The organism is Flavobacterium sp. (genome assembly GCF_039595935.1).
GTDB lineage: Bacteria > Bacteroidota > Bacteroidia > Flavobacteriales > Flavobacteriaceae > Flavobacterium.
In genome coordinates this window covers 571,227-584,218 of record NZ_JBCNKR010000004.1, presented here as the reverse complement: position 1 = coordinate 584,218, position 12,992 = coordinate 571,227, and the positions used below count along the sequence as shown (strand labels likewise).

The window sequence follows — 12,992 nt, the reverse complement described above, 5'->3', positions numbered from 1 at the left end:
AAGTAACTCTACAAAGATTGGACTCTCGTTGCCGAGCTACTTATGCAGATTTCTCCTTCGTCGAAATGACAAACTATACTTAATTAATGATTAAAATGAACAAATAAAACTTTACTTCAATCGCTTTTTTAATTGATAATCATACAAAGACGGAATCTTCTCTATCGGTGTGTTTAAAAATTCAATATAAGGATCGACGTCGTATTTGATTTCAAATTTTGCATTTCCGTGTACGCCAATTATTCTGGCAAAAGCACCGTCTTTCATTCCGTATAACAAAACCGGTTTTGATGTATCCGGAATTTCAACCTGAATATTTAAATTCCAAAATGTACTGAAAGGCCCATGAGAAGGTTTCCAATACTCTGCACCGCCGCCGCCAAATAAAAAGTAGCTGTTATTTTTATCCGGTGTAATATGAACCGTGATGTTATCAAACAAATTTTGATGATTGGCTCCCGAATGCTGATCTAAAAGTGCATCGGCAAAAATTTCACAATCCTGATATACGTTTTTTGTAGAAAAAGTATTGAAACTCAACGGATGAACTGCTTTATTGTAGATTTTAAGATTCTTGACCAAAACATTATGAACACCGCCAAGCGTTACCGTGTAATGTGATAAATGCGGTCCATCGGTAATAATATTCTGAACCGTAACATTTGAAATTTCTTCGCCTAAAATTCCGCTGTCGGCATTTGTGATTTTGACATCATTAACCCAGCTGTTAAAAAGACGTGTTAAGAAAATGCCATTATTTCCCGGTTCAACGTGATGCGCTACTCTCGGAATATCTGGAAAAGTAAAACGCAAATGTTCGATTCCAACTTCGCTTAAATATTTCCATTCGACCAATTGTGCCTGATAACTTGGTTTGATTGAAATAGTTAAAGGCGTTTTTATAGTAATTTTTGAATTTGAAATCTTCACAATTTCAACCTGTTGTCTCACAATCGGAAGTTTAGCAAACTGCCAGTGATGCGAGCCCGGTTTTACTTTTGCACCTTGATATAAATCTTTAATGATTTCTCCGTTTTCACCATCTTTATTAAACAATTGCAATTCTACAATATCACCAATTTTTAAGTTTTTTACTTCGGAAACATTGATCGTAAATTCGCCCATTTTTCCGGAACTGACTTTTGCCAAAACATTAGGTTCCGGTTCGTATTTATCCAAATAAGATTTTACACGTTCACCCGGAATCTGCGTCCAGATAAAACCACCAGACCACGCATATTGTGAGAAAGGCAAATCGATATTGTTTTCAGATTCTCTCTGTCTTTTATCAAAAGTGGTCAAATATTCACGAAGTTCTGCCAGAGATTCAGGATTTTTAAGATACATCATGGGTCTTGGGCAGTAAATTTCAGTTCCGTTTTCGCCAGAACCTGCACCGCGGAATACAAAATTACTTCTTTCGATATAGAGAATTTCACTCAGAATAATTCTTCCTTCGGGCAATTGTAAAATTACATTTCCGTCAACTGAATTCGCTGCTTTTAAAGCTTTTAGAAGTGCTTTTGAATCGTCTAAATTGTCATTTGCTTTTACACCAAAATCAATAGCATTTATAATTTGTCCGTTAACTTCAGGAATTTGGCTTTCGCCGAAATGATATCCCGCAAAACTAAAATCAGGCAGATAATTGGTTTTTGAAGTAATAATTTTGGGTATTTCCTGCGCCAGTACAGCGTTCATAAAAAGGCTGCAGGATATAAGGAAGGTTTGGCGAATCATGGTTTTGTGGTTTTTGTGGTTAGTTAGTTTTATTGTGGGTTGCCACGAAGGCACTAAGGCGCGAAGGTTTTTTTTCTCTCGCAGATCTCGCAGATTTTGCGGATTTTTTTTCTCATTTTTTTGTCATCCTGACGAAGGAAGGATCTTCGTAAGCAGCTCCGCAATGAAAATCGTCAATCTTTGTCGAGCTGCTTGCGAAGATTCCTCGTTCCTCGGAATGACAATTCTACCTTTAAAACTTTGCGTCTCTGCGACTTTGCGAGACTAAAAACATAAAGCTTAAAAAGAACTTCGCGCCTTAGTGCCTTCGTGGCAAATCCATTATAATATAGATCGCTTAATCCCTAATTCAAGTCCTCGTAATTCTGCCAGACCTCTTAAACGGCCAATTGCAGAATAACCCGGATTTGTTTTTTTCTTTAAATCATCCAGCATTTGGTGCCCATGATCCGGACGCATTGGCAATTTGCTGTTGTTTCTTTTTTCGACTTCCAAAATCGCTTTTACAACTTCGTACATATCAACATCGCCTTCAAGATGATTTGCTTCGTAGAAACTTCCTTCTTCGTCGCGCTGTGTACTTCTTAAGTGAATAAAATTCATTTTATCGCCGTGACGTCTTACGATTCCCGGTAAATCATTATCGGCACGAACACCGTATGAACCCGTACACATTGTAAACCCATTTGATTTTGAAGGCGCAGCGTTCATTAATTCAATTAAATCTTCTTCGGTACTTACAACTCTCGGTAAACCTAAAATCGGGTAGGGAGGATCGTCTGGGTGAATCGCCATCAAAACACCTTTACTTTCGGCAACCGGAATAATTTCTTTTAAAAAATGAAAAAGATTATTCTTTAAAGCCTGTCTGTCAATATGATTATATGCGCTTAATGTTACTAAGAAATCTTCGACTGTATACGCTTCTTCAGCACCCGGAAGTCCAGCCAGAATATTTTGCTGTAATTTGATTTTATCTTCTGGAGTCATGGCTTCAAAATAGCTTTTTGCTTTTTGTTTTTGTTCTGCCGAATATTCGTTTTCAGCACCTGGTCTTTTTAAAATAAACAATTCAAAAGCCGCAAAAGCGTTGATGTCAAAACGTAAAGCTTTTGAACCGTCTTCAACCGTAAACGACAAATCTGTTCTTGACCAGTCTAAAACCGGCATGAAATTATAACACACGCATTTAATGCCACATAAAGCCAGATTGCGAATGCTTTCTTTATAATTTTCAATGTATTGAAGATATTTTCCTGTTTGTTTTTTAATATCCTCATGAACCGGAATACTTTCCACAACCGACCAGGTCAAACCCGAAGCGCCTTTTTTTGGATCGCCGTTTTCGTGTTCGATTTCCACTTTTCGTTTGATGATTTCGTCGATACTCCAAACTTCTCCGTTCGGGATATGGTGTAGAGCTGTAACAATTCCGGTTGCTCCGGTTTGTTTAATATCTTGTAAAGAAACAGGATCATTTGGTCCGAACCATCTTAATGTTTGTTCCATTTTGTAGTATGTTGTTTTGTAAGTTAGTTTTTAAATACTTGTTGCCGCAAATCCGCCGTCAACTTTTAAAATTGTTCCTGTAACAAATTTTGACATATCGCTGCATAAAAATAAAAGTGCGCCGTCGATATCTTCCGGAGTTCCAAATCTTCCCATTGGTGTGTGATCGATGATTTTTTCACCACGCGGAGTTAATTTTCCGTCTGGAGTTAACAATAAAGCACGGTTTTGTTCTCCAATAAAAAATCCTGGTGAAATCGCATTTACACGAATTCCTTCGCCATATTTTTGAGCCAATTCAACCGCCATCCATTGTGTGAAATTGTCGATTGCCGCTTTTGAAGCAGAATAACCTACAACTCTCGTTAAAGGTCTTTGTGCCGATGCTGATGAAATATTAATGATATTTCCTGATTTTTGTTTGGCAAAAAGCTCTGCAAAAACCTGAGTTGGAAGCATTGTTCCGATGATATTTAAATCTACAACTTTTTGTAAATCATCGCTTTTCATATCATAAATGGCCTGATCCGGCTGAATCGTTGCGCCCGGCATATTTCCTCCGGCAGCATTAATTAAGATATCTAAACGACCGTATTTTTCAACGATAAAGTCTTTTGCTTTTTCTAATTCTTCTTTGCTTAAAACATTCGCCTGAATCGCAAATCCTTGTCCGCCATTTGCTTCTATATTTTGAACAGTTTTCTCTGCTTTTTCAAGAGATTGAGAAACGATTCCCACAATAACGCCTTGCTGAGCCAAAACATTTGCAAATCTACTTCCTAGTACTCCGGCGCCGCCTGTTATAAGTGCAATTTTTCCTTTTAGATTAAATACTGAATCCATTCTTATTTTTATATTTATAATTTTTGAACCTGAAACCTGAAAAACAGAAATTTATATTTTAACTTTAAATACCAGTTTTTTCAAAAAGCCTTCGCCAATCATTGCTGCGTGAACATCTTCCGGAAATAAAATCGCAAATTGCTTTTCCTGCAATTCAAAAAACATATCGGGTTTATCATGGAAAAAACGAACATCTCTTTCGTCGCTATAATCTCCGTTTGGGCTAACACATTTTTCTCTTGGTTTCCACGCAAAAGTTTCAGGACCTTGTATAGAAATCTGAATGTCGATGTTTTTGTCATGACATTCAAAACCTTTAATGCTTTCTTCTCTTGTATTTCCGTCGCCGTGAATTACTATTAGCTTTAAGCCTTCATTAATTTCTATAGTTCCCGCTTCAAGGCTGGCAATATCGGTTTGGCTTACATATTCAAAAGCTTTTTGAAAATTAGGATGCAGGCTGTAATATTTCGCTGCATTATGAACTGAATCTATTATCATTTGGTAAGATTTTGTTTTTTTTTTGAAATAAATAATATAAAAAAACTTGTCGTTTTTATATTATGTGTATTTTTACGTGTACGCACACGGTATTTTACAAATGTATGTAAATTGTAATGTAAAACAACTTATTTTTGCTAAAAAAAATAATTTTCACAAAAGAGCTTTTATTATTTTAACTAAAAAAGAATCAATATCATAACAATAAAAAAAATAGCGGAATTAGCCAATGTTTCGCCCGGAACTGTTGACAGGATTATTCATAATCGCGGTCAGGCTGCACAGGAAACTGTAGACAAAGTCAATGCTATAATTGAAGAATTTGGTTATAAACGAAATATTCTGGCAAGTAATCTGGCTTTGAATAAAAAGTTTCGTTTTGCAGTTTTCCTCCCTAAATATGAAAAATTGGAATATTGGCGCAGTCAGGTTGAAGGAATTGAAAAAGCGGCTTTAGAGTTTAGCAAATTCGGAATCGTTCTGGATTATTTCTTTTATGATTTTGATACGGCTTCTTTTAAAGAATCTGTCAAAAAAGTAATGGATTTTGACTGCGACGGATTGTTGTTTGCACCAATATTTTACGAAGATTCGGTTCAGTTTTTAAATGAATATAAAAAGAAAAATATTCCGGTTGTCATGATCGATTCGAATATTTCGAATGAAGATGATCACGCTTATGTTGGTCAGGATGCTTTTCAAAGCGGTTATCTGGCCGGAAGATTAATCAGTTTTGCGGTTAAAAACGAAAGACATGTTTTAATTTTTAAAATTACCCGCGAAATCGAAAGTACGTCGGTTTACTTACAGCGAATTGACGGTTTTTATTCTTATTTTAAAGATCACGATGAACTTACGAATTTCAAGTTTTCAGAAGTTACAATTAAAGATTCTGGAATTGATCAAATGAATTTGGAAATGTTTTCCGGAATCAACAGCATTTTTGTTCCTAATTCAAGAGCCTATATTGTTGCCCGATTTTTGGAACAAAACAATATAAAAGGTATCCGAATAATTGGTTACGATTTATTAAATGATAATATCGAATACTTAAATAAAGGTGTAATTGATTTTTTAATTAACCAAAGACCAGAAAGTCAAGGTTATATGGGAATTAATTATTTGTATAAAAAACTGGTTCTTCAGGAAGATGCAGAACGCACACATTATATTCCGCTGGAAATTATCTTAAAGGAGAATTATTTTCCTGCTAGGAGATGATTTTAATTGCCCACAGGTTTTACGGATTAAACACAATCTTGTCATTTCGAGGAACGAGAAATCTGCGCAAGTAACTCCGTAAAGAAAGGCGCCAATCTTTGTAGAGCTACTTGTGGAGATTTCTCGTTCCTCGAAATAACAAAAATGATAATATATCTTATTGTCTTCGTGGCCAATCTTATTTCTTAACCTTCACAATCAAAGGATTATTGATTTTCTCAGCAAAAGAGCTCAAATAAGTTTCCCATTCTTGTTTGGTTTGAAACGGACTTCCTTTTTTCCACCCAAAACCAACATAATAAATGGCTTTTCCGTTTTTAACAGAAATATCTCCATACAGATTACTTAAATCTTTTTCATCCGTAACATGATTGTCAAAACTCTTCAAAGTGCCTTTTGGAGCGACTAAACCTAAACCAATTTCAGAATCGTCAATTGGTTCCCAGTAACTTAACCAGCCTTGTTTTAAATTAGTTCCAATAGTTCCTTTTTTCTCGTGAAGCGTTATTCCGGCAGAAATGGTTTTAGTTCCCGTAATATTGATTTCAAAACGAGAAAACTGACTTCCATAATCTAAACTGATTAATTTAGATTCAGTTATTTTATTTCCTTTTGCATCCCAATCCGCATACGTTAAAATAAAACTTGTTCTGATTGGTCCGGTTGTAATGGTTTTCCAGCTTACGAAGTTTTTAGAAAAATAATATTTGCCATCAACATTTACAGCAATTCCGCCAATTCCACGGCTGTCACCAACGTGGAAATTATCTAAACCTTCGCCAGTATCTTTGTGATACGTTCCTGTTCCGTTTGTGGCTTTTTCATACCATTTATTAATGATTGGATAATCGACTCTTTTTAGCCAGGCATCAATTCCGCTGGTTAAAGTTCCGCCGGCAATATTGTCTTCGACCATTTTTTGAGCTACAGGGCCGTAAGTTCTAAAAGCTACTTTATTATTTTCCCACGCATAATCATCGGTTCTTTCGGGAACAAATCTGGAATAACAACTAACAATTTTCGAAGCAGAAGGATTTGTTCCAACAAAAACTTCAAAATCCTCTTTTGACGAAGCTTTGATTTTTGGCTGAAATAAAAGCACATCCGCAGTTCCGTCACCGTCGTTGTCTACGGTTTGTGTTTCTAAAAATGAATTATTGCTGAGATCTTTTACAGCATAATTTTCAAGTTTAGAATCTGCTGATAATCCGAGCGATTTTTTAGTTAATTCGACAGTTTCAAATTCTCTGTCAACCTTTAAATTATTGCTGATTGTTATAGTTTTATTTTGAGCCTGAATATTGAAACTTCCAGCCAGAATTGCGGTTAATAAAAGATGTTTTTTCAAAATGAGATAGTTTTTAATTTTTGCTTTTTGTTTCTTATAAAATTACAAATCTAAAAGTATTTATAAATACATAAATAGAGTAATAATGTACAAATGACTGATAATGAATTTTATATGAATATTTTTTTGAATTAGTTAAAAATCTTTTTCTACTTTTAATAAACCATTAAAATATTCTAAAACTATGAAAAAGAGATATTTATCAATAATATTGTTTTCAATTTTTGTGAATCTACAAGGACAAATCATTATAAATGCAGATCAGTTTAAAGAAAAACTAAAAGATATAAACAATCAAATTGCAGATTCTTTTCTCCATAATGACAGCAGCGTCATTATAAAATATTATGACGAAAAAGAACCAGTCTGCATGCCGGAATATCATAAAGCTTTATACACAAAAGAAAACATTAAATCCTATTATCAGCAATGGCTTTCTTCGTTTAAAATAAATGCTTATAAACGAGATATTTATGAAGTTCAGCTGTTGGATAATTATGCAATTGAAATTGGAACTTTCAATATTAATGCAGTTAATGAAAAGAGCCCATTAATGTATGATGGAAAATATTTAAATGTGTGGAAGATTGCAAAAGACGGAAAACCCACTTTAATTTCAGAAATATGGGGAGCCAATAAAGGAATTGACGGAACTAATTTTGCTTCTATAAAAACGAAAGAAAGCGATATCCCAAAACCTGCTGTAAAAAAATCTTTAGAGAACGAAATCAATAAACGAAATCAGCGCATTGCAGAACTTGTAACAAATAGGGAAGGCGAAAAACATGCTGATGAATTCTTTATTAAAGATGCCATTTATCTAACTTACGATTCTCCAATGTTTGTTGGATTAGAAAACATCAAACCTTATTTTGTAGAACACGAAAAGCCAAATGGCGTTTCGATCGATTCTATTTCGATTAAAGCCAGCAGAATGATTCCGATAAATAATTTTGTTATCGAATATGGCTATTATTATGTTGATGTTTCATGGGATAATAAAAAAGGAAAAGCAACTGTTACCGGAAAAAGCACGAATATCTGGAAAAGGGACGAAAACGGAATTTTAATGCTGTATCGTCAAATGGTAAATCATAATTAAATAGCTGTAATTCAAAAAGAATCACGATATTTATGTAAAATAAATTACATGAAGCAGAGCGCCGGAATATTAGCATATAAATTCGTAGACAAAACTATTTTTTTCTTTTTAGTTCATCCTGGCGGGCCGTTTTGGAAAAATAAAGATTTAGAAAGCTGGTCGATTCCAAAAGGAGAATTTACAGAAGATGAAGATCCGCTCGATGCCGCGATACGCGAGTTTAAGGAAGAAACCGGTTTTGAGGTCGACGGTGATTTTATAAAACTCGAATATGTAAAACTAAAATCAGGTAAAATTGTTCATGCCTGGGCTGTCGAGTTTGATGTTGATGAAACTTTGGTAAAAAGCAATGATTTTGAAATTGAATGGCCGCCAAAATCAGGAAAATTTCAAAAATTTCCAGAAATTGACAGAGCCGAATGGTTTCAAACAGCCGAAGCCTTAAAAAAAATAAATCCCGCACAAGCTGATTTTATTGTGCAGATGATTTCTAAAATTTCGGCTTCTTTATAGATAACAATCCGTTTCTGAATTAATTTTTGTAATTTACATTCTTGTCGTCTGATTCTTTTTATCAGATATTTTTAAAATGTAAATAAAGAATATGGAAGTTAAGTGTATTATTTTTGATTGTGATGGAGTTTTGGTTGATACAGAGAAAATTGGAAACGGAATTTTGCTTGAAATGGCAGCAGAACACGGTTTTGAAATGGAAATTGAAGATGCTTACCGTAATTTTAACGGCCGAAATTTAAAAGATTGTTTCCGACATATTGAAGAGGCAATCGATCAAAAACTTCCTGAAACTTTTGAAGCCGAATATCGCCAGAGAAGTTTTAATGCTTTTAGAACGGAAGTAAAACCAATGGAAGGTGTTGTTGAATTTATCGAAAAACTAAAAATTCCGTATTGTGTCGCTTCGAGCGGTCCGGTTGAGAAAATCCGCTTAAACCTTGAAGTTGCTGGTTTACTGGATAAATTCGAAAATAAAATATTCAGTTCCTATCAAATTAACAGTTGGAAACCTGATCCGGGAATTTTTCTGCATGCTGCCAAGGAAATGGGTTTTGAAGTAAAAGACTGCATTGTTCTTGAAGACAGTAAAGCGGGCGTAAAAGCAGGACGAAGCGGCGGTTTCAAAGTTTATGGCTTTGCTAATGGTTTTAATGATAATGATTTAGAAGAAGAAGGAGCAGTTCTTTTTCATAGTTATGAAGAACTGAGCGAGATACTGGATTTTAGATTTTAGAATTCAGATTTTAGATTTAAAGTTGTGTGTTAAACCCGACAGGTTTTAAAACCTGTCGGGTTTAGTTGTACGCAAAGTATATCCGCAAAGATTGTGTCGCAAAGTTTTTTGAAATTTAATCTTACAATTGCTAATTTATTTGATTAAAATGTAATTTGTTGCATTAAAATAAATTTTTATATATTTGAATTTCGACATTCTCTTTTTTGGTTTAACAATGATGAATAATTGTTATTGGTACATTTAAAAGAATGAATGTTTTTTACCTAGAAAATGTCTTTCCCAAAGAGTCATTTTTGAAATTGTGATTCACAAAAGTCACAAAGTAACCTACAGACAGAAACGAAATGACGAAATTTATATTTAGAATTTTATTTTTATCGATATTACTTTTATCTTCAATTTTAAAGGCTCAAATTAAAAAAATTGGAGTTCCTTTTATAACCAATTATAATCCGAAAACTTACAAAGCGGCTTCAGAAAACTGGGACGTGCTGCAGGATTCTAAAGGAATGATGTTTTTTGCCAATCATTTCGGGATCATGCAGTTTGATGGTGTTCGCTGGAGCATCGTAACACAGCCCGAAAACCGTAGTATGGTTCGCTCTCTGGCGATTGATAAAAAAGACAAAATGTATGTGGGCGCTCAGGGCGATTTTGGTTATGTAATTCAGCTGCCAAACGGACAATATCAATATACTTCTTTAGTAAAACTGCTTCCGAAATGGGCTTTGAATTTTGGGGATGTTGTACATACGATTATTAAAAATAATGAGGTGATTTTTTTCTCTTACGAAGAAATTTTTATCTATAAGAATAATAAAATCAAGGTTTTAAAAACGCCTTCAAAGTTTGATGATTTCTTTGAAGTTAATAATGAAATCTATGTTTCGAGTAATGCTAAAGGTTTATTGAAACTAAAAAATGATGTGTTGGTTTCGATTACAAATGCCGAAAAGTTTACCGGAATGAAAATTCGAAAAATCTTTGAAACCCAAAATGGACTTTTATTATTTACCCAAAAAAATGGACTTTTTACTTTTAAAAATAATGAACTAAAACCATTTGTAACAGAAGCAGATTATTTATTAAAGCAAAATCAAATCTCAGTTGCTGTTGAACTTTCTGATGGATATTTCGGAATTGGAACCCGACAATCCGGATTGATAGTTATAGATAGTGCGGGACATTTAATTCAGCATATCAACAAACAAATGGGTTTGCAAAATGATTATGTAACAAATTTAAAAGTTGATAAGGAAAGCAATTTATGGGTTACGCTGAAAGAAGGAATTTCGCTGATCCAGATTTCTTCGCCTTTGTCACGAATTTTGGATACTTCAAGTTCAGAAACAAAAATTTACTGCAGTCAGATTTATCAGAATAAATTATACATCGCTACAGATAATGGTTTGTTCTGGATGGATTGGGAATCTTATAAAAATGGCAAACATGAAAACGCCAACTTTCAGCACATAGCAGAAATGTATGAAAATGTCTGGAACATTGGTGTTTTTGGGAATTCGCTTCTAGCTTTTGAAAAAAACGGCATTTTTGAAGTTTCAGGAAATTCAGCTAAATTATTAGCAAAAGTTGATGGAGCCTGGAAAGGAATTTTAGTTCCTAATCATCCTGATTTATTGATTGTTGGCGGTTATAATGGAATGTATCTTCTTAAAAAAATAAATAACACATGGGTATTTCAAAACAAAATAAAAGGTTTTGAAGAAAGCAGCCGTGTAATTGAAACTGATCAAAATGGCGATTTTTGGATTGCACACGGTTACAAAGGGATTTATAAAATTAAATTTAATAAGACATTCGATGCCGTTTCTGACGTTCAGTTTTACAATCAAAAAAATGGTTTTCCGTCGAGTTTGTTCCTGAATACATTTAAAATCGATAACCAAATTCTTTTTGGAACAACAAAAGGCGTTTACAAACAAGATTCACATTCTAAGAAAATGATTCCCGAACCTGTTTTTAAAAAATATTTGGGTTTGGAAAGTCATATTCGTTTATTAAAATCAGATAATCAAAATAATATCTGGTACGTTTCTGGAGAAAACACCGGAAAAATGACTAAAAATTCAAAAGGAAGTTTTACGGTTGAAGAACTGCCTTTTAGAAAACTTCGCTATTTATATGTTCCGGGTTTTGAAAATATTCAAACCACAACAAGCGGAGATGTATTTTTTGGTACACAGGATGGCTTAATTCATTATAATGCTATTAAAAACAAAAAATATCAAACGAAATATAAAGCGTTAATTTCAGAAGTGAAATGTATTTTTCCGAAAGACAGTTTGATATTTTCAAGCCGTTATGATGTACTTCCTAACAAAACGAAAGAAGCCGGAGAAGAAATCTCCAGAGTTTTATCGTATTCAAATAACGCACTGCATTTTTCTTTTTCTTCTCTTTTTTATGATGAAGCCGATGCTACAAAATATGAATATTGGTTAGAAGGTTTTGAACCCAAATGGTCGGAGTACAGCCTTCAAACAGAAAAAGAATATACAAACCTTCCTGAAAATGAATATGTTTTTCACGTAAGAGCAAAAAATATTTATGATGTTGTAAGCGAAGAAGCTGTTTTTCGTTTTGAAATTCTTCCGCCTTGGTACAGAACTATTTGGGCTTATATTTTGTATTTTATCCTGTATAGTGTTGTGATTTATTTGATTATTAAATATCAGAAATCTGTGGCGGAACGTGATCGACAGCAATTGATTTTAAATCAGGAAAAAGAATTACTTCGCAGCCGTGCTGAACTAAACGAGCAAAGGCTGACTTTGGAACAGGAAAATATGGCAATTGTTCGTGAAAATCTTGAAACAACCATCAATCTCAAAAATGCTAAAGTGGCTTCGAGTACCGTAAACCTTATTCACTTAAATGAAATCCTGCTTTCTATAAAAGAATTGATTAGCCAGATTGATAAGAAAAATGATCCTAATGTGAACTTTAGTTTATTAACGAAAATAAACAAACTGATCGATCATGAATTGCAGGGCGACAAACAATGGAATGAGTTTGAAGAAATCTTTAATCAGCTTCATGATAATTTCATGCAAAGACTTAAACAAAGCTATCCGGAATTGACTCCGAGAGATATGCGTTTGTGTGCTTATCTGCGAATGAACTTTAATACAAAAGAAATTGCGCCGCTTTTAGGAATTTCTGTTCGGGGAGTTGAAGATACCCGATACAGAATTCGAAAAAAATTACAGCTTCCTTCTGACGCAAATATTACAGAATTCATTCTAAATTTTTAATTTTTTATTGTGACGTAAAATCCTAAGTAGTTTTACGTCTTTTTTATGCATTTTTTTACGACCACCGTAGTCAAACCGTACCCAAAAATGTAAGTCTAGCCTGATTTATTTGTTAATATTGTCGGATTATTATTAAAATAATGACCTGTTTACTGCAGAACAGGTTTTATTGTGGTAATAAACTTTACTAACAAAAAACTA

10 protein-coding genes are annotated in these 12,992 nt (G+C 33.9%); 5 read left to right on the top strand and 5 right to left on the bottom strand.

All coding sequences use genetic code 11. The features are described from left to right. Nucleotides 1-111: 111 nt before the first annotated feature. The 4 genes from ABDW27_RS02675 to ABDW27_RS02660 all read right to left on the bottom strand — a co-directional run bounded on the left by ABDW27_RS02675 (nt 112) and on the right by ABDW27_RS02660 (nt 4,593). A complete protein-coding gene (locus ABDW27_RS02675; protein WP_343694512.1) occupies nt 112-1,740 on the bottom strand; it encodes a DUF4955 domain-containing protein in 1,629 nt (542 codons plus the stop codon). Nucleotides 1,741-2,061: 321 nt separating this feature from the next. Continuing rightward, the gene (gene uxuA, locus ABDW27_RS02670) at nt 2,062-3,249 is read right to left on the bottom strand and encodes a mannonate dehydratase (RefSeq protein ID WP_343694511.1); all 1,188 of its coding nucleotides are present in this window, start codon (nt 3,247-3,249) and stop codon (nt 2,062-2,064) included. Between the two features lie 30 nt (nt 3,250-3,279). Then, nucleotides 3,280-4,092, bottom strand: a complete 813-nt coding sequence (locus tag ABDW27_RS02665) for an SDR family oxidoreductase (protein WP_343694510.1) — start codon at nt 4,090-4,092, stop codon at nt 3,280-3,282. Between the two features lie 51 nt (nt 4,093-4,143). Continuing rightward, nucleotides 4,144-4,593: a YhcH/YjgK/YiaL family protein gene (locus ABDW27_RS02660; RefSeq protein ID WP_343694509.1), complete on the bottom strand. Its 450-nt coding sequence runs from the start codon at nt 4,591-4,593 to the stop codon at nt 4,144-4,146. A gap of 189 nt (nt 4,594-4,782) precedes the next feature. On the opposite strand from ABDW27_RS02660, the gene ABDW27_RS02655 reads away from it, so the two are divergent. Further along, entirely contained in the window at nt 4,783-5,814 is a 1,032-nt protein-coding gene (locus ABDW27_RS02655; RefSeq protein WP_343695269.1) for a LacI family DNA-binding transcriptional regulator, read from the top strand. A gap of 178 nt (nt 5,815-5,992) precedes the next feature. On the opposite strand, the gene ABDW27_RS02650 is transcribed toward ABDW27_RS02655, so the two are convergent. Next, nucleotides 5,993-7,162, bottom strand: coding sequence for a DUF4861 family protein (locus tag ABDW27_RS02650; protein ID WP_343694508.1), 1,170 nt, complete (start codon nt 7,160-7,162; stop codon nt 5,993-5,995). 184 nt (nt 7,163-7,346) lie between these two features. Between ABDW27_RS02650 and ABDW27_RS02645 the strand changes: the two genes are divergently transcribed. From ABDW27_RS02645 to ABDW27_RS02630, 4 genes are all read left to right on the top strand, one after another. Then, nucleotides 7,347-8,264: a nuclear transport factor 2 family protein gene (locus ABDW27_RS02645; protein WP_343694507.1), complete on the top strand. Its 918-nt coding sequence runs from the start codon at nt 7,347-7,349 to the stop codon at nt 8,262-8,264. Between the two features lie 48 nt (nt 8,265-8,312). After that, the gene (locus ABDW27_RS02640; protein WP_343694506.1) at nt 8,313-8,777 is read left to right on the top strand and encodes an NUDIX domain-containing protein; all 465 of its coding nucleotides are present in this window, start codon (nt 8,313-8,315) and stop codon (nt 8,775-8,777) included. 91 nt (nt 8,778-8,868) lie between these two features. Then, nucleotides 8,869-9,513, top strand: coding sequence for an HAD family hydrolase (locus tag ABDW27_RS02635; RefSeq protein WP_343694505.1), 645 nt, complete (start codon nt 8,869-8,871; stop codon nt 9,511-9,513). Nucleotides 9,514-9,860: 347 nt separating this feature from the next. After that, entirely contained in the window at nt 9,861-12,791 is a 2,931-nt protein-coding gene (locus tag ABDW27_RS02630) for a triple tyrosine motif-containing protein (protein WP_343694504.1), read from the top strand. The last annotated feature ends 201 nt before the right edge of the window (nt 12,792-12,992 follow it).

Excerpts from the sequence above, each read along its gene's own strand:
- ABDW27_RS02675 (WP_343694512.1), bottom strand. The coding sequence starts at position 1,740 with ATGATTCGCCAAACCTTCCTTATATCCTGCAGCCTTTTTATGAACGCT.
- uxuA (WP_343694511.1), bottom strand. The coding sequence starts at position 3,249 with ATGGAACAAACATTAAGATGGTTCGGACCAAATGATCCTGTTTCTTTA.
- ABDW27_RS02665 (WP_343694510.1), bottom strand. The coding sequence starts at position 4,092 with ATGGATTCAGTATTTAATCTAAAAGGAAAAATTGCACTTATAACAGGC.
- ABDW27_RS02660 (WP_343694509.1), bottom strand. The coding sequence starts at position 4,593 with ATGATAATAGATTCAGTTCATAATGCAGCGAAATATTACAGCCTGCAT.
- ABDW27_RS02645 (WP_343694507.1), top strand. The coding sequence starts at position 7,347 with ATGAAAAAGAGATATTTATCAATAATATTGTTTTCAATTTTTGTGAAT.
- ABDW27_RS02640 (WP_343694506.1), top strand. The coding sequence starts at position 8,313 with ATGAAGCAGAGCGCCGGAATATTAGCATATAAATTCGTAGACAAAACT.
- ABDW27_RS02635 (WP_343694505.1), top strand. The coding sequence starts at position 8,869 with ATGGAAGTTAAGTGTATTATTTTTGATTGTGATGGAGTTTTGGTTGAT.
- ABDW27_RS02630 (WP_343694504.1), top strand. The coding sequence starts at position 9,861 with ATGACGAAATTTATATTTAGAATTTTATTTTTATCGATATTACTTTTA.